The 23207-nt window shown below is 71.7% G+C and carries 25 protein-coding genes and 1 tRNA gene; 19 read left to right on the forward strand and 7 right to left on the reverse strand.

Features of this window, described 5'->3' with window-relative positions; all coding sequences use genetic code 11:
* Positions 1-35: 35 nt before the first annotated feature.
* From P1V51_04505 to P1V51_04520, 4 genes are read left to right on the forward strand one after another with little or no spacing between them, the layout of a single operon-like run.
* On the forward strand, positions 36-368 hold the full coding sequence (locus P1V51_04505) for a hypothetical protein (GenBank protein MDF1562280.1): 333 nt from the start codon (positions 36-38) through the stop codon (positions 366-368).
* A complete protein-coding gene (locus P1V51_04510; protein ID MDF1562281.1) occupies positions 365-940 on the forward strand; it encodes a hypothetical protein in 576 nt (191 codons plus the stop codon). The genes P1V51_04505 and P1V51_04510 overlap by 4 nt, the downstream gene beginning before the upstream one ends.
* Positions 915-1466, forward strand: a complete 552-nt coding sequence (locus P1V51_04515) for a hypothetical protein (protein ID MDF1562282.1) — start codon at positions 915-917, stop codon at positions 1464-1466. The genes P1V51_04510 and P1V51_04515 overlap by 26 nt, the downstream gene beginning before the upstream one ends.
* 10 nt (positions 1467-1476) lie before the next feature.
* The gene (locus P1V51_04520; GenBank protein ID MDF1562283.1) at positions 1477-2592 is read left to right on the forward strand and encodes a metallophosphoesterase; all 1116 of its coding nucleotides are present in this window, start codon (positions 1477-1479) and stop codon (positions 2590-2592) included.
* Here the strand turns inward: P1V51_04520 and P1V51_04525 are convergent.
* The 3 genes from P1V51_04525 to hutU are packed head-to-tail and all read right to left on the reverse strand — an operon-like array spanning position 2589 to position 6809.
* Positions 2589-3854: a hypothetical protein gene (locus tag P1V51_04525; protein MDF1562284.1), complete on the reverse strand. Its 1266-nt coding sequence runs from the start codon at positions 3852-3854 to the stop codon at positions 2589-2591. The two genes, P1V51_04520 and P1V51_04525, sit on opposite strands and share 4 nt — an antisense overlap.
* A 4-nt stretch (positions 3855-3858) precedes the next feature.
* Complete coding sequence (hutI, locus tag P1V51_04530; protein MDF1562285.1) at positions 3859-5130, reverse strand: imidazolonepropionase; 1272 nt, start codon at positions 5128-5130, stop codon at positions 3859-3861.
* 20 nt (positions 5131-5150) lie between these two features.
* Positions 5151-6809, reverse strand: coding sequence for a urocanate hydratase (hutU, locus tag P1V51_04535; GenBank protein MDF1562286.1), 1659 nt, complete (start codon positions 6807-6809; stop codon positions 5151-5153).
* A gap of 133 nt (positions 6810-6942) precedes the next feature.
* On the opposite strand from hutU, the gene P1V51_04540 reads away from it, so the two are divergent.
* The 6 genes from P1V51_04540 (at position 6943) to P1V51_04565 (ending at position 12702) form a co-directional block, all read left to right on the forward strand.
* Complete coding sequence (locus P1V51_04540; protein ID MDF1562287.1) at positions 6943-7551, forward strand: MarR family transcriptional regulator; 609 nt, start codon at positions 6943-6945, stop codon at positions 7549-7551.
* A gap of 89 nt (positions 7552-7640) precedes the next feature.
* Complete coding sequence (locus P1V51_04545) at positions 7641-9062, forward strand: multiheme c-type cytochrome (GenBank protein ID MDF1562288.1); 1422 nt, start codon at positions 7641-7643, stop codon at positions 9060-9062.
* A 108-nt stretch (positions 9063-9170) separates the two neighbouring features.
* Positions 9171-10589 (forward strand): alginate export family protein, encoded by a 1419-nt coding sequence (locus P1V51_04550; protein ID MDF1562289.1) that lies wholly within the window; start codon positions 9171-9173, stop codon positions 10587-10589.
* Between the two features lie 52 nt (positions 10590-10641).
* A complete protein-coding gene (gene moaA, locus P1V51_04555) occupies positions 10642-11619 on the forward strand; it encodes a GTP 3',8-cyclase MoaA (protein MDF1562290.1) in 978 nt (325 codons plus the stop codon).
* Positions 11620-11663: 44 nt separating this feature from the next.
* Positions 11664-12065: a (deoxy)nucleoside triphosphate pyrophosphohydrolase gene (locus tag P1V51_04560; protein MDF1562291.1), complete on the forward strand. Its 402-nt coding sequence runs from the start codon at positions 11664-11666 to the stop codon at positions 12063-12065.
* A gap of 61 nt (positions 12066-12126) precedes the next feature.
* Positions 12127-12702 (forward strand): molybdenum cofactor guanylyltransferase, encoded by a 576-nt coding sequence (locus P1V51_04565; GenBank protein ID MDF1562292.1) that lies wholly within the window; start codon positions 12127-12129, stop codon positions 12700-12702.
* Positions 12703-12738: 36 nt separating this feature from the next.
* Here P1V51_04565 and P1V51_04570 read toward each other — a convergent pair whose 3' ends face one another.
* Positions 12739-13362, reverse strand: coding sequence for a DUF6066 family protein (locus P1V51_04570; protein MDF1562293.1), 624 nt, complete (start codon positions 13360-13362; stop codon positions 12739-12741).
* An 86-nt stretch (positions 13363-13448) separates the two neighbouring features.
* Between P1V51_04570 and P1V51_04575 the strand changes: the two genes are divergently transcribed.
* Complete coding sequence (locus tag P1V51_04575; GenBank protein MDF1562294.1) at positions 13449-13811, forward strand: PilZ domain-containing protein; 363 nt, start codon at positions 13449-13451, stop codon at positions 13809-13811.
* On the opposite strand, the gene P1V51_04580 is transcribed toward P1V51_04575, so the two are convergent.
* Positions 13808-14923, reverse strand: coding sequence for a hypothetical protein (locus tag P1V51_04580; GenBank protein MDF1562295.1), 1116 nt, complete (start codon positions 14921-14923; stop codon positions 13808-13810). The genes P1V51_04575 and P1V51_04580 overlap by 4 nt on opposite strands.
* A gap of 163 nt (positions 14924-15086) precedes the next feature.
* Between P1V51_04580 and P1V51_04585 the strand changes: the two genes are divergently transcribed.
* Both P1V51_04585 and P1V51_04590 read left to right on the forward strand, forming a co-directional pair.
* Positions 15087-15162: transfer RNA gene (locus tag P1V51_04585), tRNA-Thr, on the forward strand.
* A gap of 175 nt (positions 15163-15337) precedes the next feature.
* Positions 15338-16714, forward strand: a complete 1377-nt coding sequence (locus P1V51_04590; protein MDF1562296.1) for a multiheme c-type cytochrome — start codon at positions 15338-15340, stop codon at positions 16712-16714.
* Positions 16715-16751: 37 nt separating this feature from the next.
* Here P1V51_04590 and P1V51_04595 read toward each other — a convergent pair whose 3' ends face one another.
* A complete protein-coding gene (locus P1V51_04595; protein ID MDF1562297.1) occupies positions 16752-17354 on the reverse strand; it encodes a hypothetical protein in 603 nt (200 codons plus the stop codon).
* A gap of 7 nt (positions 17355-17361) precedes the next feature.
* Positions 17362-17700, reverse strand: coding sequence for a PilZ domain-containing protein (locus P1V51_04600; protein MDF1562298.1), 339 nt, complete (start codon positions 17698-17700; stop codon positions 17362-17364).
* 77 nt (positions 17701-17777) lie between these two features.
* Between P1V51_04600 and P1V51_04605 the strand changes: the two genes are divergently transcribed.
* The 6 genes from P1V51_04605 (at position 17778) to P1V51_04630 (ending at position 23083) form a co-directional block, all read left to right on the forward strand.
* Positions 17778-18047, forward strand: a complete 270-nt coding sequence (locus P1V51_04605; GenBank protein ID MDF1562299.1) for a hypothetical protein — start codon at positions 17778-17780, stop codon at positions 18045-18047.
* Between the two features lie 88 nt (positions 18048-18135).
* Positions 18136-18690 carry a hypothetical protein gene (locus tag P1V51_04610; GenBank protein MDF1562300.1) on the forward strand — a complete coding sequence of 185 codons (555 nt, stop codon included), beginning with the start codon at positions 18136-18138 and terminating at the stop codon, positions 18688-18690.
* A gap of 52 nt (positions 18691-18742) precedes the next feature.
* On the forward strand, positions 18743-19180 hold the full coding sequence (locus P1V51_04615; GenBank protein ID MDF1562301.1) for a CoA-binding protein: 438 nt from the start codon (positions 18743-18745) through the stop codon (positions 19178-19180).
* Positions 19181-19266: 86 nt separating this feature from the next.
* A complete protein-coding gene (locus tag P1V51_04620) occupies positions 19267-21027 on the forward strand; it encodes a cobalamin-dependent protein (GenBank protein MDF1562302.1) in 1761 nt (586 codons plus the stop codon).
* Positions 20951-21997 carry a metallophosphoesterase gene (locus P1V51_04625; GenBank protein MDF1562303.1) on the forward strand — a complete coding sequence of 349 codons (1047 nt, stop codon included), beginning with the start codon at positions 20951-20953 and terminating at the stop codon, positions 21995-21997. Before P1V51_04620 ends, P1V51_04625 begins: the two co-directional genes overlap by 77 nt.
* A 54-nt stretch (positions 21998-22051) precedes the next feature.
* Positions 22052-23083: an FHA domain-containing protein gene (locus P1V51_04630; protein MDF1562304.1), complete on the forward strand. Its 1032-nt coding sequence runs from the start codon at positions 22052-22054 to the stop codon at positions 23081-23083.
* The last annotated feature ends 124 nt before the right edge of the window (positions 23084-23207 follow it).

Genomic DNA, 23207 nt, shown 5'->3' on the forward strand with positions numbered 1-23207 from the left:
GGCGAGCCCCCGGGTCGGGAACTAGGGTGACGGGCATGGGGGAAGTCACAGCGGGTTCGAGGCGGGCGCGAACCCGGCGGAAGGGGCGAGGCGGCGCCGGGCCCTCGCTCGGTGGGCTGATCCTGCTCGCGGTGCTCGTCTCCGGCTGCGGGCAGGAGGAGCAGACCGCGGCCTGCGCCGCGTTCGTGATCTGCGTCGAGGCCCGGGACGAGCAGGGTGGCCGCACCACCGATCTCGAGCGCTTCCGCGAGGGCGGCGCCTGCTGGGGCAGCCGGCCGGGTCAGACCCTCTGCGACCGGGCCTGCACCCGGGGCCTCGCCTTCCTGCGCGAGCGCTACACCCCGCTGCCGGAGGCCTGCACCCCATGAGGTCCCTCGGTCGATTGCTGGCCCTGGGGGTGGCCCTCGGGATGGTCGGCGCCGCGCTGGCGCACCTCCCGGCGATCCTCCAGACCGAGTACGAGCTCGAGCGGCCGGAGATCAGCTGGGCCCTCTACGGCGATATGCCGGAGGGGAGCGAGGTCTACACCCTGCGACTGACCTACGAGGAGGGCTTCGCCCTGCCGATGGAGCTGCTGATCCCCCACCGGCGCTCGCTCGGAGACTTCCGTCCGGCCTACGCGGTGGTGGGGCCCGGCCTGCCGGCGCCCACCGCGGGCGAGCTCGCCTTGCTCCCGCGGGCTCCGCCGGCCGGCGCCGGTGTCTTCCTCGAGCTCGACGACGATGGCGAGCGGCTGGTGATCTTCGAGAGCTTCATGCGCCGGATGTTCTGGTCCACCGGGCCCATGGCCCTGGCCCTCGAGGCCGGCGACTTCGAGATCTGGATCTGGTCCCCCGACGGCATCCCCGGGGAGTTCGTCTTCGGCATGGGCGTGGAGGAGGACTTCTCCGGCGGCGGCTGGGGGAAGGTCTTCGATGACTGGTCGACCTACAACTACTAGGGCGCTGTCCCTGGCCCTGATCCTCGCGGCTGCCGCGGTGGGCCTCGCGGGCGAGGCGCGCGCCGAGCGCCCGGCGCTCGCCGAAGCCTCGCGCTTCACGGTCGGCGGGGCCCTGGAGGTCGATCTGGTCGGCCTGGCCTACGGCCTGCGACCGGAGCTGCTCTGGCGGCCCTTCGCCCCGGACGGGGCGGGGCAGCTGCGGGTGGCCCTCGGCCTCCTGCCGGGGCCCGAGTACTTCTTCCTGCCTCTCGACCTCGGCTGGCGCTGGCGGTGGGGGAGGGCATGGCGGGTCTCGCCGGTGCTCGGCCTCGGCCTCGAGCGGCAGCACTTCTTCGTCGGGGACGCGCCGCCGGTCGCCCGAACCTCCCTCTACCTGGAGCTGGGGGCGGCCGTGCGGATCGACCGGCGCATGCGCGCGGGGCTGACCGTCGCCCCCGACCTCTCGCTCTGGCACGAGCCCGGCTTCGGCCTGGCGGTGCAGGCGACCTTCGGCTTCGATCTGGGCAAGGGAGGCGAGGCCGACTAGAGCTGGTCCCGTGTTCGGGACCCTCCTCACCGTCGCCTTCCTCCTCCTGCTCGGCCACGTCCTCTGGCGCGCTGCCTCGCTGCCGTGGCTCGCCCGCCTGCGCCGACGCCACTTCTGGATCGCCGGGGGCGGGCTGACCCTGATCTTCGTCCTGGGGCGCTTCGTCGGTCACGACGGGGAGGGCGCCCTGGCCGCGACCCTCGAGCTCCTGGGGATGAACCTCCTGGGCACGGTCTTCCTGCTCTGGGCGGCGCTGCTGGTGGCCGAGCTGCTCACCGGCTTCGGCTGGCTCCTGCGCCGGCGAGCCCCCGCCGTGCGCGCGGCGGCCCTGGGCGCGGGCGCGCTGCTGGCGGTGGTCGCGATGGTCCAGGGGCTGCGCGCGCCGGCCGTGGTCGAGCACGAGGTGGCGCTCGAGGGGCTGGCGCCGGAGCTGGACGGCCTGCGCGTCGTCGCCGTCTCGGACGCGCACCTCGGCTCGCAGCTCGGCGCCGGCTGGCTCGCGCCCCGCGTCGCCACGGTGCAGGCCCTCGAGCCGGATCTGATCCTCCTGCTCGGCGACATCTTCGAGGGGCACGGGGCGCCACCCGGGGTGGCCCGGCAGCTCGCCGGGCTCCGGGCGCCGCTGGGGAAGCTCTTCGTCGAGGGCAACCACGACTCGCGGCAGCGCCACGGGGGGGAGGGCTTCCACGCGCTCCTGGAGGGGGCCGGCTTCCGCTTCCTCGCCGATCGGAGCGTGGTGCTCGAGGGCGGCCTGGTGGTGGCCGGCGTGACGAGCACCACCCACCGGGCGCGGGGGCACGACGACTCGGATCCCCTGGGAGAGACCCTCGCCGCCCTCCCGGGCGGTCCGACGATCCTGCTCTCCCACGCGCCCTGGGAGGTGGAGCGGGCGGCCGAGGCGGGGGTCGACCTGATGCTCTCGGGGCACACCCACGGGGGGCAGATCTGGCCCTTCTCCTATCTGGTCGCCACGCGCTACGCGCACCTGGTCGGCCGGCACCGGGTCGGCGGCCTGGAGCTGATCATCAGCCGGGGCCTGGGCACCTGGGGGCCGCGGATGCGGCTCTGGCCGCAGGGCGAGATCCTCCTGCTGACCCTGCGCCCGGCGCAGCGAGGCCCGGGCTAGTCCGCGCGCAGGCGCCGCCGCTGCAGCTGACGCCAGGCCTTCGCCAGGGGCTCGCGGGGCTCCCCCGCGTGGTCGCGCAGCCCGAGGTTGGCGCGGGTCTTGAGGGCGAGCTCCCCCGGCCAGCCGTCCACCACGTTGCGGGAGGCGGCGACCAGCGCGCACCAGCCGGGCTCGCCACCGCAGTCGTATTCGTTGGGGATGGTGGAGCAGGCCCCGGCCAGCCCGCCCGGGAGCAGGTCACGGTTCGACCACCAGGTGAGCAGGTCGCTGGCGTGGGCGTCGGCCTCGGCGACGATCCACTCGAGGTAGGCGGCCTGGGCCTCGGCCGAGCCGCGGGCGTGCGAGACGCAGGGGCCGGTGTTCGCGTCGAGGGCGTAGCGGATCTCCTCGGCGGGCCAGCCGGTCGCGGCGATGACCAGGGGCGCCTCGACCCGCGAGGTGATCGCGCTGAGGTAGTCGGCGGGGAGGTCGGCCGGATCCACCAGCGCCGGGTGGTCGAAGGGGTAGGTCACCAGCGCCAGGCGATCCATCTTCAGGCCCGAGAGGGAGGTCAGGTTCGCCTCGCGGGCGGCCGCGGCGGCGGCGAAGCAGACCTCGGCGGGATCCTCGCAGGCGGGGTCCAGGCCGTGGAGGGTCTCGGCGACCAGGGAGGGGAAGACCACCAGGTCGGGGTGGCGGACCTTCACCGCCCGGTAGATGGCGTCCTCGGCCAGCACCAGCGACTCCCAGGTGCGCTCGTCGCAGCTCTCCCGGTAGAGGTTCAGCTCCATGCCGAGGTCCAGCCAGCGGGGCTGGAAGCGCTCGATCATCCAGAGGGTGTAGTCGATGTAGGCCTGGCGCAGGCGCGGCCCCTCGGGGTCGCGGACGAAGTCGAAGCAGAGGGCCGACCACTCCGAGACCGGCCCGGCCGTCGTGGCGGCGTCGGCGAGGTAGGCGCGCCCCTCGCCCCCCACCAGGGCCAGGGAGAGGAAGACCGGGGCCTCGCCGGCGCTGGCCACCTGCTCGTCGATGGCCTGCACCCAGCCCCCGGGCAGCTCGACGCCGTCCCCGAAGGAGTTCCAGGGGACGCCCAGGAAGTCCTGGTGGATGGCGACGGCGTCCACGTCCTCCGAGAGATCCCGCGCCACCATCCCGACGGAGGGGTGGGCGTCCCCGGTGGCCTGCACGTTCGAGGAGGCCAGGTGGAAGGTGCGCGGCTCGCCCCGGCCGCAGGCCGCGGTGGTCAGGAGGAGGGCGAGGAGGAGCGAGGGCTTCGATCCCATCGGGTCATCCTGGGGTGTGGGTGGTCTCGATGGGGTGGCCGCCGGCGACCACCGCCTGCACGTGGGAGACGCCGAGGTGATAGGCGAGCTGCCGGTAGTCGGTCGCGTGGTGCACGACGAGATCGGCCCGCGCGCCGGGGACGAGGCGGCCGACCTCGCCCCCGAGCCCCAGGCTGCGGGCGGCGCCGTCGGTGGCGGCCAGCAGCGCCTCGGCCGGCGTCAGCCCGTTCCAGAGGCAGGCCAGCCCCAGCGCCAGGGCGTGGTTGTCGCTCATCGCCGTGCCCGGGTTCAGGTTCGTCCCCAGGGCGAGGACGGCCCCCTCGTCGCAGAGCGCGCGGCCCGGCGCCCAGGTCGTGAGGCGGGCGTAGAGGGTAGCGGTGGGCAGCAGCCCGGCGGCGCAGCCGGAAGAAGCCAGGGCCTTCACGCCGGCTGGCGAGATCTGCTCCAGGTGGTCGGCGGAGAGGGCGCCGAGATCCGCGGCCAGCTCCGCGCCGCCGCCGGCGGTGAGCTGATCGACGTGGAGGCGCAGCCCGAGCCCCCGGTCGGCGGCGGCCTTCGCGATGCGGCGGGCGTCGGCCGCGGTGAAGGCGCCCTCCTCGACGAAGGCGTCGACGTGGGCGGCGAGCCGCTCCTCGGCGGCCGCCGGGATCATCTCCTCGCAGACCAGATCGACGTAGGCCTCGCGCCTCCCCTCGAACTCGCGCGGGAGGGCGTGCGCGCCCAGGAGGGTGCTGACCACCTTCCCGGGCAGGCGGCGGCTCGCGGCCTCGATGGCCCGCAGGAGCTTGAGCTCCTCCCCGGTGGAGAGCCCGTAGCCGCTCTTCACCTCGACGCAGGTCACCCCTTGCTCGAGGAGGCGCCGGAGGCGGTGCTCGGCCAGCTCGGCGAGGAGCTCCTCCTCGGCCCGGCGGGTGGCGTCGACGGTGGAGAGGATGCCGCCCCCGCGCTTGAGGATCTCGAGGTAGGGCACCCCGGCGCAGCGCTCGGCGAACTCGGCGGCCCGGTCCCCGGCGAAGGCGAGGTGGGTGTGGGGATCGACGAAGCCCGGGGTCACCAGCCCTCCGCCCGCGTCGAGGCGGTAGACCTCGTGGGAGCGGACGTCCCGGGGCAGGCCGGCGCGGGGGCCGGCGTAGTCCACCTTCCCCCCGCTGCAGTGCACGACGGCGTCCTCTTGCAGGCCCAGGGCGGCCTCGGCGCCGCCGGCGCGGTCGCCGGCGCAGGTCACCAGCTGGCCGATGTTCTCGACCAGGAGTCCCGGCCCGTGCTCTTCGCTCATGCCTCCACCCTAGGGCTCCATCAGGCGGGGTCCAGGCCCGGGATCCTCACCCCGCGCTCCCGCGCCACCGTGATGGCCTCCTCGTAGCCGGCGTCAGCGTGGCGGATGACGCCCATGCCCGGATCCGACTGGAGCACCCGCTCGAGGCGGCGGGCCGCGGCCTCGGTGCCGTCCGCGACGATCACCTGCCCGGCGTGGAGCGAGTAGCCGATGCCCACGCCGCCGCCATGGTGGAAGCTCACCCACGACGCGCCGTTCACCGCGTTGATCAGGGCGTTGAGGATCGGCCAGTCGGCCACCGCGTCGGTGCCGTCCTTCATCCCTTCCGTCTCGCGGTTGGGCGAGGCGACCGAGCCGCAGTCGAGGTGGTCGCGGCCGATGACGATCGGCGCCGAGACCTCACCCTTCGCGACCATCTCGTTGAAGAGCAGCCCCGCCTTCTCCCGCTCGCCGTAGCCCAGCCAGCAGATGCGCGAGGGCAGGCCCTGGAAGTGCACCTTCTCCCGCGCCAGCTCGAGCCAGCGGTGGAGGTGGGGCTTGTCGGGGAAGAGGGCCTTGAGCGCCTCGTCGGTCTTGTAGATGTCCTCGGGATCTCCGGAGAGGGCGACCCAGCGGAAGGGGCCCTGTCCCTCGCAGAAGAGGGGGCGGATGTAGGCCGGCACGAAGCCCGGGAAGTCGAAGGCGTTCTCCACGCCCCCCTTCACCGCCTGGGCCCGGATGTTGTTGCCGTAGTCGAAGACGTGGCTGCCGGCCGCCTGGAAGTCGAGCATCGCCTGGACGTGGGCGGCCATGCTCTCGATGCTGCGGCGGATGTACTCCTCCGGATCCTCCGCACGCAGCTCTGCCGCCGCCGCGAGGGAGAGCCCGGCGGGGACGTAGCCGTGCAGCTCGTCGTGGGCGCTCGTCTGATCGGTGACCAGGTCGGGCTTCAGGCCCCGCCGCACCATCTCCGGCAGCAGCTCGGCGGCGTTGCCCAGCAGGCCCACCGAGAGGGCGCGCTTCTCGGCCAGGGCCTCTTCGCAGAGCCGCAGGGCCTCGTCGAGGTCGTCGGCGCGGGCGTCGAGGTAGCCGGTCTCCAGGCGGCGCTCGATGCGGTGGGGATCGACCTCGACCCCGAGGAAGACCGCACCGTTCATCGTCGCGGCCAGCGGCTGGGCGCCGCCCATGCCGCCGAGGCCCGCCGAGAGCACCAGCCGGCCGGCGAGGTCGTCGCTGCCGAAGTGCTGCCGGCCCGCGGCGGCGAAGGTCTCGTAGGTGCCCTGCAGGATCCCCTGGGTGCCGATGTAGATCCACGAGCCGGCGGTCATCTGCCCGTACATCATCAGGCCGCGCTGTTCGAGCTCCCGGAAGTGCTCCCAGGTGGCCCACTTGCCCACGAGGTTGGAGTTGGCGATGAGCACGCGGGGCGCATCGGGGTGGCTCTTCATCACGCCGACCGGCTTGCCCGACTGCACCAGCAGGGTCTCGTCGTCCTCCAGCTCGCGCAGGGCGGCCACGATCGCGTCGAAGGCCTCCCAGGAGCGCGCCGCCTTGCCGGTGCCCCCGTAGACGACCAGGTCCTCGGGGCGCTCGGCCACGTCGGGCTCGAGGTTGTGGTGGATCATCCGGAGCGCGGCTTCCTGCACCCAGCCCTTGCAGGTCCGCTCCGGCCCTCTCGGCGCTCGGATCGTGCGGCTCATGCCCGTTCTCTACGCCAGGGTGGGGGGCAACTCCAGGGGCCACCGGACCCTGCCCCTGGATGAACCAGAATGTTGCGTGAGGGGGTTGTCAGGAGACCTGACAAAGACTAGATAGCTGTCAGGAGTCCTGACTATGGCGCGCGACGATCTCGAGCATCGACTGTTGACCGGCCTGGAGCGGGTGGGCTCGGTCCTGCGGACCCTGCGGCGCCAGAGCGCCCAGGCCGAGGGCGTGACCGGCACCCAGGCCCGGGTCCTTCGGATCCTGGCCCGGCACGGGGTCGTGGGTCTGCGCGGGGTCGAGCTCTCCCGGGAGCTGGGCGTCAGCCGCGCGAGCGGCGCCGAGACCGTGGCCGCCCTGGTCGGCCGGGCCCTGGTCCAGCAGGTCGAGGATCCGACCGACGGCCGGGCTCGTCTGGTGCGCCTGACCGAGCGGGGTCGCGAGGTGCACGCCCGCCTGGCTCACTGGGACGACTCCGCGGGCCAGGTCCTCGACGGCCTGGAGGACGCGGAGCGGATCGCGATGCTGCGCTCGCTGGTCACGACCATCCAGGGCCTGGAGGCGTCCGGGCTGATCCCGGAGGCCCGGGTCTGCCCCTCCTGCGAGCACTTCCAGGAAGACCCGGATCCCCGCGCCGAGGCGCCGCACCGCTGCGCGCTGACCGGCGATCCCATCGGGCCCGGGGACCTGCAGGTCGACTGCGACGGCCACCGCCACGTGGTCGTCCTGCGAAGGGGCTGAAGATTTCGAAGAGGCTTGGGGGCCTTGCCGGGACGAACGAATCGATGACGACAACCCGATGGGCCGGAGGAAGGCCGAAAGGTGGAGAGATGAACGTGAAGATCGGAATCGGAGCGGTGCTGGCAATCCTGTTCGGGCTGCTGGTGCCGGCGGCGGCGCAGGCCGAGGACACCTGCCTCGACTGTCACAACAAGGAGAACCCGGGCCTCGTCGCCCAGTGGCGCGCCTCGAAGCATGCCTCCCAGGACGTGGGCTGCCTCGAGTGTCACCAGGCGGACGCCAAGGACGTCGACGCCTTCGAGCACCACGGCAAGACCATCGCGATCATCGTGTCGCCCAAGGACTGCGCGAACTGCCACGAGAAGGAGTTCGAGGAGCAGAAGGGGTCCCACCACGCCCGGGCGGGCGAGATCCTCGGCTCCCTCGACAACCTCCTCGGTGAGGTCGTCGGTGGCCCCGCCGCCGTCAACGCCGGCTGCCGCCAGTGCCACGGCTCGGAGGTGAAGATCGGCGAGAACGGGCAGCCCACCCCCGAGACCTGGCCGAACACCGGCATGGGTCGGATCAACCCCGACGGCTCGAAGGGCTCCTGCAGCGCCTGCCACACCCGCCACGAGTTCTCGAAGGCCCAGGCCCGCCAGCCCGAGGCCTGCGGCAAGTGCCACCTCGGCCCCGACCACCCCCAGATCGAGGTCTGGAACGAGTCGAAGCACGGCATCCTCTACCACGCCAACCGCGAGAAGCTCGGCATGGAGTCCGACACCTGGCGGGCCGGCATCGAGTACAGCACCGGCCCGACCTGCGCCTCTTGTCACATGAGCGCAGCAGGGGACCAGCCGGTGACCCACGACGTGGGCGAGCGGATCTCCTGGACCCTGCGGCCGCCGATCTCGACCAAGCTCAACATGGTCATCTTCGACGACAACATGAAGAACGACCTCAACGGCGACAAGCCGGAGATGCCGGCCGTCGGCAGCGAGATGGTGGCCAAGGACGGCCAGAAGCGGAAGGTGAAGGGGACCCTCACCTGGGAGCAGCGGCGCGGGAAGATGCAGGACGTCTGCCAGCAGTGCCACCAGGACGGCTTCGTCGAGGGGGCCTACAAGCAGTTCGACGACGTGGTCGAGCTCTACAACGACAAGTTCGCCAAGCCCTGCAAGGCGATCATCGAGGAGCTGATCGCCATGAAGAAGATCTCCAAGGTCTCCTTCGACGATCACATCGAGTGGATCTGGTGGGAGATCTGGCACCACGAGGGCCGCCGGGCCCGCCACGGAGCGGCCATGCAGGGGCCGGACTACACCTGGTGGCATGGCCTCTACGATGTCGCAAAGCACTTTTACGAGAAGTTTGTCCCGGAACTGGAAAGAGTTGCCGGAAAGAAGCTGGCCAAGAAGCTTCTTAACAAGCATGTTTACAGTCAGCCGGGTCATGAGTGGCACCGCGATGGTCTGTCCAAGGACCAGATCGACAAGATCCGGAACTTCTACGAGAAGCGGTACCAGCAGTAGCAGCGATTTGGTGGTTGCCGGCCTCCGGGGGCATGGGAGCGCGCCCGGGGGCCGGTGACCCCAATCCTGTTGCACCAAGGACCCTCTCAACTCCAAGGAGAGAGAGCGATGAAGCTCTTCCATGCACCGCTGTTTTCGATCCTGAGCGCCGGGCTCCTCGCCCTGGCGCCCTTCGCCGCAACCGCCCAGACCGAGGGAGCCCCCGAGGCCGCCGCGGAGGCTCCCGCCGAGGAGGCCGTCGCCGCCGAGGCTCCCGCCGAGGCGCCCGCCGAGGAGGCGAAGGCCGCCAAGAAGGGCGACTGCGCCTCCCACTGCGCGAAGCCCGAGGGCATCGTCATCGAGAAGGGCCCCTTCGCCCTGAAGATCGGCGCCCAGCTGCGAGCCCGGGGCATCGTCGACTCGAGCCGGTTGAACCTCCTCGACGACGGCCTCTTCGATCGCGAGTACGTGACCCAGCGAGCGCGCCTCGGGGCCATCTTCAGCCACGAGGGGGGCGCCGCCATCGGCCTCCAGCTCCAGGACAGCCGGGTCTGGGGCGAGGAGCTGGACACCCTCAACGACTTCGACGCCAACGGGCTCGATCTGCACGAGGCCTACGCCGTGGTGCCGATCTACGAGAAGCTGAAGCTCAAGCTGGGCCGCCAGGAGATCGTCTTCGATAACTCCCGGCTGGTCGGCAACGTGGGCTGGGTGCAGCGCGCCCGCAGCTTCGACGCCGCGCGGATGACCTACGCCCGGGAGCGCTTCGATCTCGACCTCTTCTACGCGCTGGTCTCCGAGACGGATACCGACGGTGACGGCAGCGTGCCCTCGGGCGCCGACGCCCGCAGCGCCGACGTGACCTTCGGCGGCGTCCACTCCAACCTGAAGGTGGCCGAGGGGCACCTGCTCTCGCTCGCCTACTACAACCGCTCGGACGTGCCGGCCCGCCACTACCGCCACACCGTCGGCGGCTACGCCCAGGGCAAGGTCGCCGGCCTGGGCTACACCGGCGAGCTCTTCTTCCAGTTCGGCCGCAACCAGGACGAGGTCGTCTCGGCCTGGATGAGCGCCCTCCACCTGAGCTATGGCCTCGAGGCCACCGCGAAGCCGGCCCTCGAGCTGTGGTTCGAGTACCTCTCGGGCGACGACGGCTCCGGGCGGGGCGCCTTCGACACCCTCTACGCCACGAACCACAAGTTCTACGGCGAGATGGACTACTTCCTGAACATCCCGGTCCACTCCGGCGGGCTGGGCCTCATGGACGTGGGCGGCCGCCTCTCGGCCTCGCCGCACGCGAAGCTCCAGACCCAGGTGGACCTGCACCTCCTGGGCGCCACCGCGGCGCCCGTGGGCGGGGGCAGCTCCAACTTCGGGGTCGAGCTGGACTTCAAGCTCATCGCCTCGATCAGCCAGAAGGTCGGCGTCCGCTTCCTCTACGGCATCTTCCTGCCCGGCGACGGCCTGGCGGCGGTCAAGGGAGTGGATCAGGCGGATCTCACGGGCCTGGAGCACTTCGCCTACCTGACGGTGGACTTGAAGCTCTAGGTCCAGGATCTGCGCTTGCCGAACGCGCTATCGGGGTGGAAGATACCCGGCGATGATCTCCGGTCCTCACCAGCCCGGTAGCTGCCCTCGGGGCTACTACCTGCGGGTCTCGGTCACCGAGGCCTGCGCCTACCGCTGCGCCTACTGCCAGCCGGACGGTCCGGTGGCACAGGGGCGCAGCGGGCTGGCGCCGGAGCAGCTCGAGGCCCTGGTCGCGGCCCTCACCCGGGTGGGCGTGCACCGGGTCCGGCTCACCGGCGGCGAGCCCCTCTCCCGGCGAGACTGCCCGGAGATCGTCGAGCGCCTCGCCCGGCTCCCGGGCCTCGCCGAGGTCGCCCTCACCACCAACGGGCAGCGCCTGCGCCCGATGGCGGCGGCGCTGGCCGAGGCCGGGCTCTCCCGCCTCAACGTGCACCTCGACTCCCTCGATCCCCGGCGTCATCACGAGATCACCGGCCACGACGACCACGCCGAGGTGCTGGCGGGCATCGATGCCGCCGAGGCCGCCGGCCTGCCGCCACCGAAGATCAACGTGGTGGTGATGCGGGGGGTGAACGACGACGAGCTGGCGGCCTTCTGCGAGCACGCGGCGGCCACCGGCCGCACCGTCCGCTTCATCGAGCTGATGGACACCGGCATCGCCGCGCGCTGGTCGCGAGAGCACCTCGTCACCGCCGCCGAGATCCGCGAGCGGATCGCCGCGCACTTCGAGCTGCAGCCGCGCTTCGCCGACCGGGGCGCGAGCCCGGCGCAGGAGTACCTGCTCGACGGGGGGCGGGCCACCGTGGGCATCATCGCCTCCGAGTCCGAGCCCTTCTGTGAGCGCTGCAACCGCCTGCGCCTCACGGTGAAGGGGGAGCTGCGCGGCTGCCTCTACGAGGCGGGTGGGGTGCCCCTCCTGCCGCACCTCGAAGATCCCGCGCGGCTCGGCGAGGTCATCGCCCGGGGCGTCGCCGGGAAGCGCTCTCACCACCCGACGGCGGGAGAGGTCGAGGCGAACCGCTTCTCGATGGCCGCCATCGGAGGGTAGACGCTGGCGCCGAACTCCCGCCTGGGAGTACGATTCTCGACGCTATGCGGCGAATCCGGGTTGTAGCGGCGATGGTGGAGCAGGGGGGCAAGTACCTCATCACCCAGCGGCGCCCGGAGGCGACCCTGCCGCTGCTCTGGGAGTTCCCCGGCGGGCGGGTCGAGGACGGGGAGAGCGACGAGGATGCGCTCGCTCGCGAGCTCTCCGAGGAGATGGGCATCGAGGTCGAGGTGGGCGAGGAGATCATGGAGATCGAGCACGTCTACCCCGACTACCAGGTCGACTTCTGCGTCTACGCGGCGAGGATCATCAGCGGGGTGATCATCCACCGGCGGGTCCACGATCACCGCTGGGTGACCTCCCCGGAGCTCTCGGACTACGAGTTCCCGGGGGCCGACGCGCGGACGATGGATCTGCTGATCAAGGGTGAGCTCGGGGACGCCTAGGGCTCGTTCTGATCGCCTCCGTACACGTCCACGTCCACGTACACGTGCACGGCTTTTCCCGATGACCCGTCCCCCGATCACCACCGCCATCCTCGTCGGAGGCAAGAGCACCCGCATGGGCCAGGACAAGGCCCTGCTCGAGGTTGACGGCGTCGCCCTCGCGCAGCGGGCGGCGGGCCTTGCGGCGCCCTTCAGCGGCCGCGTCGTCCTCTGCGGAAGCCGGGACGACCTCGGTGACCTGGGCCCCGAGGTGCTGCCCGACCTTCACCCCGGAATGGGGCCTCTGGCGGGCCTGGAGGCGGCCCTCACGGCCTCGGAGACCGACTGGGTGCTGCTCCTCGCCTGCGACCTGCCGGGCCTGGACGCGGCGCTCCTCGAGGGGCTGCTCGGCCGGCTGGAGGGGGTGGGGGAGCACGACGCCGTCGCGGTCCGCAGCGCGCGGGGGCCCGAGCCCCTGGTCGCCCTCTACCACCGCCGCCTGCTGCCCGAGATCGTCGAGCGCCTCGAGCGTGGTCAACGCGCCGTGCACCGGCTGCTGCTGGACGCGAAGACCCTCTGGCACGAGGTCGGCGCCGACCCGCGCGTGGCGAACCTGAACACGCCGGCCGAGCTAGAGGCGTGGAAGAGCAACCACTAGCTCGAAGCTCACAGCTCGAAGCTCACAACCCCCTGGCTACCAGACGACCTCGCCGATCACCTCGCCCGTGCGCGCGCTGGTCAGCCGCAGGCCCTTGAAGGTCGCCGCGATGCCCTCGGCGTCCTCGTCGCCGGGGCGCTTCGCCTTCCAGGCGGACTTCACCTTGAAGAGCAGCTCCATCTTCACGTTGCCCGAGCGCAGCTGCAGCTCGAGGTTCCGGCGGTTCAGGTCCTCGGGGGGCTCGATCGTGAAGGGGAGCAGCCGCATCCGCGGACTGCCGCCCTTGTCGAACTTCGGCGCCTTGTCCTTGCACAGGCCGTAGCCGGCGGCGTCGAAGAAGGGGGTGACCGCCATGCGCAGCGCCCCGGAGGGGAGCTCGCCGGCCACCTGCACCAGCTGGCCGTGGCTGTCCGAGAGGCGGACGTGCAGCAGCTTGCCGGCGAACTTCTGCCGGGCCTTCTGGGTGCTCGCCCGGCAGTCGCGGACCTCGAACGGGTCACCCTTGCAGACGCCCACGTAGTTCTTCAGGAAGTTGCCCAGGCTCTCGATCTTCTCGGCCTTCTCCTTGAGGTCCTCGAAGGAGGCCCCGCCGGCCTCGGCCTTCAGCGGTGCGACGAGGAGAATCGGGAGGGCGAGCGCGGTGAGCAGCGTGTTGTTCATGGGCAGCGATGATGTCAGGCGTAACAGGGTTGCTGCAATCGGGTGATGATTTTGACTACATCCCCCTACCTGGGAAGCTGGAGTCCATGAGCCCCAGCGAGAACCCCGAGCGCCGCTACACTCCCCGCTTCGACAAGGCCTTCCCGGTCTTCCTCTCCGGCGACCGGGGCGTCACCTACGGCGTCGCCCGCAACGTCAGCGAGGGTGGGATGTACGTCGAGCTCGCCGACGCGGAGCCCCTCGGCTCGAGCGTCACCGTCACCTTCGCCTGGCCGGGCTCCAACGCCGAGATGAGCGTCGAGGCGGAGGTCCGCTACACCGCCGCGATCAACTTCGGTGGAGAGGGCGAGGGCCTCCGGGCCATCTGCGGGGTGGGGCTGCGCTTCGTCCGCTTCCTCGAGCGCGACCTCTACGACACCGCCGCGCCCGAGCTCGGCGCGATGCACTAGGACGGGCGCTTCTTCGGGAGGCGCGGCACCTCGGGCACCCGCAGGATGCCCTCCCGCATCGCCTCGACCATCTCGGGGTAGCCCAGCACCAGCTGGACCCGGTCCACGGCCAGCAGGCTGCCGAGGGGCAGGGAGACCTCGCCGCCGCTCTCCTCCCGGTGGGTGGCGCTGTGTTCGCTCTGGCGTCGATAGCCGAAGGGCGCCGAGGACTCGATCCGCACCTCGCCCTCCTCGCCGGGGCGCAGCTTCACCTCGACCGGGACCAGGTCGCGCAGCTCGAGGAGGTCCGCGACCGAGATCTCCGGCCGCCGGAAGGCCGCCGCGAGCTGCCGCACGACCGCCGCGCCGCCCTCGTCCCGCAGCAGCTCCCGCAGGGGCCGCCGCTCGCGGGTCCCCACCGGCACCACCTGCCAGGAGGGGCTCGCGATCGAGGCCGGATCCGCGTCCTCGATCCGGTACATCAGCTGCAGCTCGTCGGGGATGCGGCGCCTCCGGCGGGCGCCGAGCTGTACGAAGAGGAGCAGCAGCCCGGGGAGGAGCAGGAGCAGGCGCGGCTCGAGCAGGCCGCCCACGCCGGCCTCGAGCAGCTCCTCGGGGCGGGGGTCCGAGGGCACGCTCCAGTAGCGGGTGGCGTCGCTGGTGGCGAGGGTCCCCTCCACCGTGCGGATGGCGGCGCGCAGGTGGTGCGGTCCGAGGACCGCCGGCTTGAAGGGCATCATCATCGCCATGGGCCGGGAGATCCCGATCCCCGGCTCGGCCAGGGCGAAGGCCTCGCCCGCCTCGGCGGTCTCCAGCACCAGCTGGCAGGCCTGAACGGCGCAGGCCGCCGGCACCCGGTCCACCGAGAGGTAGACGTAGGTGTCCCGGCCCACGGCCAGGTCCAGGTTCAGCGAGCCCACCCGGACCTTCCCCTCGCCCCCGGCCAGGTGCTCCCGCTCCCGCCAGCGCCGCAGCGTGTTCGGGGCGACCTCCTGGACCGTGAGCTGGGGCGGGGGACCGCTCGCCGGTGGCGCGAGGACCGCCCAGCCGCCCAGCCCGCCGAGGCAGAGCGCCCCGATCATCGCCCACCGCAGGAGGTGGCCCGCCGGGGCCTCGTCCAGCCAGTCGCGCAAGGCGCGCAGCCTGTGACGGATCGAGGCCATTCCGGATCGAAGGACACCCATGAACAGGAACATGTTCCCCGATCGGTCCCCCCGCCCGCAACCGGCCTCCGGAGCGAATGCGCCCTCTTGTGGGCGCCGACCCCGCCATGCTAGTAACGCCGCTCTCGAATAGGCCGGCGTAGCTCAGTTGGTAGAGCAGCTGATTCGTAATCAGCAGGTCACCCGTTCAAGTCGGGTCGCCGGCTCCAGTTCCTCGGAGGCCTCGCATGCGTGCGGGGCCTTCGGTTTTCCGTCCGCCTTGCGGTAGGTTACCCGGGTTCGCTTGGAGGGGGCTCCGGGGGGCGAGAGATGATGGGGCGCAGTGGGTACACGCTCGCGGGGCGGAGAGGTCGGCGTCCGTCGCGAGGGCCGGTGGGTGTCTCGTTGCTGCTGCCCTTGCTGCTGCTGGCCGCGGCCTGCGTCACGGCGGATCCGGCGAAGCCGCCGCAGAAGCACGCCGAGGTGCCGGCCACCGACTTCTCGGAGATGCGGGAGTGCAAGGGCTGCCACGCGACGATCTACGAGCAGCACGCCGAGTCGATGCACGCGACGGCGTACACGAACCCGGTCTTCCTGGCGCAGTACTACGACCTCTTCATGTCGCGGCTGCACGAGAACCCGGCGGCCTTCGCGGACGAGCCCGACTGCCTCGCCTGTCACGCCCCCGTCGCCTTCCTGCGAAACCGCTACCTCGGTCAGCACGGAGCGGAGGGGACGGGAGACGAGGCGGGGGCCTGCGCCTCCTGCCACGGGGGCGCGACGCAGGTGGTCGGCGCCTCGGAGGAGGGCGTCGCCTGCGACTTCTGCCACCGCATCCAGGGCTTCGCCGACGAGGTGGCGGGGAACGGCAACTACCTCGCCAGCCCGGGGCAGCCGAAGTTCGGGCCGCTGAAGACCGAGACGGGCTGGCACCACGCCTACAGCGAGCTCCAGACCCGGAGCGAGTTCTGCGCCATCTGCCACAGCTCCCACAACCGCCTGGGCCTCGCGCTCCGGACGACCTTCGACGAGTGGAAGGAGAGCCGCTTCGCCCGCGAGGGCATCCAGTGCCAGGACTGCCACATGAACGCCAACGGCTTCCTCACCGAGGGCAAGGCGGTCTACGAGAAGGGCAAGGCGGCGCAGATGACCCTGGGCAGCGCGCCGGTGCGGGAGCGCCTCTACACCCACCGCTTCTACGGCGCGCACTCGGCCTCGCAGGTCGAGGGGGCCCTGGAGCTCGAGATCTGGATCCAGGCGCCCGAGATCCGCCCGGGCAAGCAGCAGCAGGTGATGGTGCGGGTCTTCAACGACAAGACCGGCCACAAGATGCCCTCCGGCAGCGCCGAGCTGCGGGTGGTCTACCTCGACGTGCTGGCGAAGACCGAGCAGGGGGACTTCCCCCTGCGCTGCGGCGGCAAGCTCGAGCCCCAGGGCCGCAGCGACGCCGGGAGCTCGGAGGCGATCTACGGCGGGAAGATCCCGCCCGGCCGGCGCCTCTACCACGCCGTGGTCGTGGACCAGGCGGGCGAGCGCACCTTCTCGCTCTTCGACGCGGCGAAGATGGTCTTCGACAACCGCCTGGAGGCCGGCGAGGTCCGCAACGAGACCTACTACCTGAGGCTCCCGGAGGAGGTCCGGGGCGAGGTGACCATCGAGGCCTCGCTCTACTACCTCCGCTACCCGGAGGTCTTCGCGCGTCAGCTCGAGGTGCCCGCCTTCGAGCCAGTGCGCTTCGCCTCCGCCGAGAAGCGGACCACGGTCGCCGTCCCCGAGGAATAGCCCGGAACGGGGGCGGCCGGCGGCGCGCCGCGGAACTTCAGGGTCCGGCGCCGGGGCCGGGGGGCCGGGGGGCGACGCCGGTGTCCTGCAGGCGCTGGAGGACGCCCTGCACCAGGCTCTGGTGGCCCTTGATGATCTCGACGAGTTGCGGCGCCTGGGCCGGGCACTCCCGCCGGAAGCCCTCGAGGATCGAGGGGGCCTCGGCGGCGGCCTTCTGGCTCTCCAGCATCGCCTCGAGGAAGCGGGGCGTGGCGAGGCGGGTGGCCTCCTGCTGCTGCTCCTTCGAGTAGCGAGGCAGGAGCTTGAAGAAGCGGTCGGCGTCGCGCAGGCTGTCCTGGTTCGCGCGCACGAAGTACTCGGTGAGGCGGGTGAGGCGAGCCTGGCAGTCGCCGCTCGCGTCGGTCATCTCGTCGACGAAGCCGACGAAGGTGCCGCCCTGGGTGGAGACCCCGACCAGGAGCGTGGCGAACTCGGCGACGGTGGGGAGGGCGACCCCGCCGGGGGTGATGGGCCGCTCCGACGCGAGGTCCGTGGCCGCGGTCGCCGGCTTCGCGGCGGCGGCGGGCTGCTCTGCAGGCTTCTCGGCGCAGCCGGGGAGGGTGAGGAGGAGCAGGAGGAGGAGTGCGGCGCGGACTCTCACGGTGGCTTCAGTCCTCCTCGGCGGCGTGCACCCGCAGCAGGGCGGCGACGAAGTCTGGGTTGGGGTCGATGAAGCGGACCCCCATCCCCGGGGTCTCGCCGTCGATCCGATCGAGGTCGTACTCGTTGGCCCGCACGACCTCGCCGGCCAGCTCGAAGTTTCCGGCCTCGTCCTCGAGGAGGGGGGTGAGCAGGACCTTCTTGCCCGGCGCCAGGGGCATCACGGTCTCGATGTAGCAGCCGGTCTCGGAGATGTCGTGGACGGGTCCGGACATGTAGCCTTCGCCGTCGTCGTACACGACCTCGAAGCGCAGCGCGTAGCGGCGGGTCTTCCTGTCTTCGCTCATCCGTCCCTCCCGCCCGTACTCTACCTTTTTGGGCCCTCTGTCCCGAAGTGTCAGTGGGGTGTGCGATACTCTCCCACATGCCCCACTCGAACAGACGCCGTCAGGGGGCGCAGGGTCGCAACTACAAGGTGGTCTTCCACTACCGGGAGCCCACCTGGGAGGCGCGCCACGGGAGGCGCGAGCATCCCTTCCGCATCTCCTTCGAGGTGGTCGCCATCGACCACGATCACGCCCAGGAGAAGGCGCGGGGTGAGCTTTTGAAGATGCGCGCCAACTCCGGGGTCTCGTGGATCATCCAGATCGAGCGGACGATGATCACCGAGCTCGAGGCGCGCGCCAGCGCCTGAAGCCGACCCGGCCCCCGCCATCGAATCGCCGCGCCCGGGAACAAGGCCGCCGCCTCGTGTGTCCTCTCCTCGAGAAGAGGAGAGAGACATGGCCGTGCCCGCCGCGATGCAGACCCTTCCCCTCGAGCCCTCGACCCCCGCGCGGGACGAGCCCGGACTGATGGGCCGCAAGCGAACCTGGGCCCGGGACTTCGCCCTGGTCGGCGGGGTCACCGGCGCCCTCGCGCCCCTCGCGGTCTACGCGGGCTTCCCGGCGCTCTACTACGGCCTCACCGGGCTCGGCGGGCTGGTGGCGGGCGCCGCCCTCGGCGGCCTGCTGCCCTGGCTGCTCGGCCGCCGCGCCCGCAAGGTGCCGGTGGTGGGCCTCCTGGCCGCCGGCCCGCTGGTCGGGGCCCTCTGGGGTGGGCTCGCCGGCCTCGCCGGATCGATCGTCTTCCTCGGTGATCACCACTCCCTCGATCTGGGCTTCCTCTCGGTGGCCTTCGGGGCGGTCGCCGGGGCGGTGCAGTTCGGCTGGCTCTGGATCCCCTACACGGTGAAGCGCGCCCGCAAGAAGCGCACCTGGCCACTCGTCGCCGGGGCGCTGGCGCTGGCGCCGGCGATGGGGTGGGCCGCGATGGCCGTGGTGCGCTTCTTCTTCTAGACGGAAGCGCTGCGGCGTGGTGCATAGGGTGTCCCTCGAAAGGAGGCTCCCCATGCCCTCGAACCATGAGCTCTTCTGGAGCGCCGAGCGCTTCGCGGTGGTCGGCAACCGCGAGGCCCGCACCTTCCCGATCCTCACCTTCCGCGGCCTGAAGAACCTCGGCAAGACCGCCATCCCGGTGGACCCGAGTCAGGCGCAGGTGGACGGCGAGACGGCCTACGACGATCTCGCCTCGATCCCCGGGGGCGTCGAGGCCGTGGTGCTGGAGGTGCCGCCGGAGGAGACCGCCGGCTGGATCCAGCAGGCGGCCGAGCTCGGGGTGAAGGACGTCTGGGTCCACATGAAGCGCGAGACCCCCGAGGCGATCGCGCTCGCGGAGGAGAAGGGCATCAACCTGCGCACCGGCACCTGCGCGGTGATGTACGTGACCCCGGGCTTCACCTTCCACTCGATCCACCGCGGCCTGCGGAAGCTCTCGGGCAACTACTGACGCGGCGCAGCACCGTGACCGAACCGTGACGGGTCCATGACGGCCTCCTGACCCCCGGAAGATCCGGGCGGCGCTATGCGTGGAGTATGAAGATCACTCCACTGCAGGGGGCCGGCGGCGGCCCGGGTCGCTCGAGTTCCACCGAGCCGAAGAAGGTCCTCTTCACCAGCATCTGCCGGCCGCTCGGCGAGGCTCACGGGGACTCACCCAGCGTCGGCTACGAGCTGCTCTTCGGGCAGGTGACGCGCGAGCAGGGGCTATTCTCGCCCCGGGCGACGCACATCTTCTTCTCCCTCGAGTACGTCGCCCAGAACCTCGACGCCGCCTGCACCGTGCTGCAGTACCCCTCGAAGCGGGAGCTGATCCGGGAGCTGCGCCGGGGCGACTTCGACGTGGTCGGGGTCTCCTTCGTGCTGGCGACCTTCCACCGGATGAAGGAGGTCGTCGCCCTCGTGCGCGAGCATGCCCCCCGGGCGAAGATCGTGCTGGGCGGCTACGGCACCGTGCTCTCCGACGAGGTGCTCGCGCCGCTCTCCGACGCCATCTGCCGGGAGGAGGGCGTGGCCTTCATGCGCGAGTACCTGGGCGAGGCGCCGCTGCCCATGCCTTTCGAGCACCCCCTGATCGTCAGCAAGCTGCGGGTCTTCGGGCAGGATGTCTCGAACACCGGCCTCGTCTTCGCCGGCCTCGGCTGCCCCAACGGCTGTGACTTCTGCTGCACCTCGCACTTCTTCAAGCGGAAGCACATCAAGCTGCTGCCCACCGGCGCCGACATCCACGGCGTGGTGCGGCGCTACCTCGATCGCGACCCCGGGATGTCGCTCACCATCCTCGACGAGGACTTCCTCCTCGATCGCAAGCGGGCGATGGCCTTCCGGGACGAGGTGCTGCGCGACGGGCGGCCCCTCTCGATCTTCTGCTTCGCCAGCGTGAAGGCGCTCTCGCGCTACACCGTGCACGAGCTGCTCGAGATGGGCATCGACGGGGTGTGGATCGGCTACGAGGGCACCCGCTCGGGCTACGGCAAGCAGGAGGGGAGGGAGGTCGCCGAGCTCTTCCGGGAGCTGCGCGCCCACGGCATCACCATCCTCGCCTCGATGATCGTCGGCTTCCCCTACCAGACCCCGGCGATCATCCAGGAGGAGCTCGACGGCCTGCTCGCCCTCGAGCCCACCTACACCCAGTTCCTCATCTACGGCCCGACGCCGGGCACGCCCTTCTACGAGAAGGTGATGGAGGAGGGGCTGCTGCACCAGGAGCAGGTGGACGATCCCGAGGGCTACTACCGCAACTGTGCGGGCTTCAAGGCGATGGTGAAGCACCCGGTGATGGAGCCGGCGGCCATCGAGGCCGCGCAGCGGCACTGCTACCGGGAGGACTTCCGCCGGCTCGGCCCCTCCATCGTGCGCTCGGTGGAGACCTACCTGAACGGCTACCGGGCGCTGAAGAACGCCAAGACGCCGCTCCTGAGGGCGAAGGCCCGGCGCTTCGCCGAGGGCGCCCGCCACGCCTACCCCGTGCTGCTCTCGGCGCGCCTCCTCGCGCCCACCCGGGCCGGCCGGCAGCGGGCCGGTCGCCTGGCCCGCGCGCTGCGTGACGAGCTCGGGGCCGGGGGATGGAAGGATCGCGCGCTCTCCGGCGCCCTGCTCGGCGCGGCGGCCTGGACCGGGCTCACCCTGAAGGCCGGGCTCTTCCAGCATCCCCGCCTGATCCGGCACGAGCACCCGGGGCGGTGGCGGAGCCGGCCCGCAGCGTCTACCTTCCTGGGCGATGAGGTTGGATCTGATCGGGGACGTCCACGGCGAGCTGCCGGCGCTGCGAGCGCTGCTCTCGTCGCTGGGCTATGACGAGGCGCTGCGCCACCCCGAGGGGCGCGTCCCCGTCTTCCTCGGCGATCTGATCGACCGCGGCGCCCACGGGCTCGAGGTCGCGCTCCTCGTCGCCGAGGCGGTGGCCGCCGGAAGGGCGCTCTGCCTGATGGGCAACCACGAGTACAACCTCGTGGGATGGCACCTGAAGGTGCCGCGCTTCGAGAAGCCCAAGCACAGCAACGAGGACACCATCGCCGACGTGAAGGCGCGCGCGGAGGCGTGGCGGCCGGTGCTCGAGCTCTTCCGCGCGCTGCCGCTCTCCCTGGAGCTTCCCGACCTCCGCGTGGTGCACGCCTGCTGGCACCGGGAGAGCCTGGAGGCCCTCGGCGGCCGCCTCGACGCCCCGGCCGGGGACAACCTGCCGGCGGGAGCGCAGGCCGGCGGGGTGGCCGCGCCCCTCTGGGAGGCGGTACGCCACCACTCGCCCTTCGCCGCCACCGAGCGGCGGCGGGACCTGCCCGGGCCGATGAACGGCCAGGACGATCCACCCCACGCTGTCCTGCTCAAGGGCTTCGAGGAGGAGGCCCCCGAGCCCTTCACCGACAACGACGGGAAGGTGCGCCACCGGATCCGCTCGACCTGGTGGTTGGGCGACCGCTCGGCGGTCCTCGATGATCGCCCCCAGGTGGTCGGGCACTACTGGAACCTGCCGCCGGTGGGGGAGGGGAGGCCGAGCTTCATGCCCCCGCACCCCTCGGGGCACGAGGCCCTGCGCCGCTGGCAGGAGCGGACCGTCGCGGAGCACCCCGAGCTCGACGGCGCCCCGGGCCGCCCCTTTCCTCGCCACGGCCGCCGCAGCGGCGCGGATGACCTCGTCTGCGTCGACTTCAACGGGGTCACCCAGACCAGCGACTCCGTCGCGTGTGTGGGGGCGCTGCGCTGGCCGGAGCGCGAGGTGGTCTGGGGTCTGGCGGCGAAGACCGGCCTGCGACGCGCCGCGTCGTGAGCGTCCATTTGCCCTACAGACCGCTGCCGGATCGAATCTGGCACACTGTAGGTGTTGTCCACGACGAGGATCATCAGGCTCGCTCCCGGGATCCTGCGGGAGAAGCGGGGTGACGAGGTCACTCAGGTCGCCCTCCTCGATCACGCTCGCCCGGAGAACATCCGGGTCGACTTCAAGGTCGCCTTCGAGCGTCACTTCGCGGCCAACCGAGAGATGCTCCTCGAGCAGGCCGAGCCCGGCGTCCTCCTGGCCGCGGTGGCCCCGGGGGCCGGCCTCTGCGCCCGCCTCTGGCTGCGGGCGACCGACACGCTGCGGGCGGCCACGGTAGGAAGGCACAGCCGCGCCGACTTCTATCTGCCCGGCGACTCCGAGCTCTCCCTGCGCCACCTGGCGGTGATGGTCCGGCTGGTCGAGGGCCGGCCCCGCCTGCGCGTCGTGGATCTGCGCTCGGGGGGAGGCCTGGAGCTGGAGGACGGAACCCCCGTCGGGGGCTTCACCGCCGACGGCCCGGTCTTCTTCGCCGCGGCCCGCTACAACTTCTTCTGCTTCCCCACGCCCGCTGCGCCGGCCTGGCCCGACGACGTCCAGGCCGCCTGGTCGAGCCTGCCCGCCCGCGAGGTCGAGAGTGATCCCGAGGCCCGCGAGGCCCGGCTCGCCGCCGAGCGCCAGCGGCGCCTGGCGGTGGCAGCGGAGGTCCTGCCGGTCTCCCGGGTGACCCTGATGGGGCGGCCCCTCGGCTTCCGCGAGCTCTCCCCGTCCGAGACCGAGGACGCCGAGGGCACTCTCCTCATCGAGGGCGAGGACCGGGTCGAGCAGATCACCGCCGGCCCCTCGGCCCTGCACCGGGGGCTGGTCATCGGGCGCTACTCTCGCTGCGACAACACGGTCGAGCTCGGCGAGGACTGCCTGCGCCTCTCCCGGGTCCACGCCCTGGTCGTGAAGGAGGGGGAGGGCGTCTGGGTGATCGACACGGCCAGCACCAACGGCTGCTGGATCGGTGACCGCGCGGTGAGCGTCTCCCGCCTCGACGATGGCACCCGGGTCGAGATGCCCGGGCTGGGCCAGCTCACCTGGCGCCACCGCTGATCGGCCGGCCGGGGAGGAGACCCGGAGGCGTCGGCGGAAAGGAGGCCGGATTCCGTCCGGAGAGCCCGTGTCCGGAGGGGAAATCCGCGCCGAAACGCATGGGAGGACTCATGGTAAATACCAT

Source organism: Deltaproteobacteria bacterium (genome assembly GCA_029210625.1).
GTDB lineage: Bacteria > Myxococcota > Myxococcia > SLRQ01 > SLRQ01 > JARGFU01.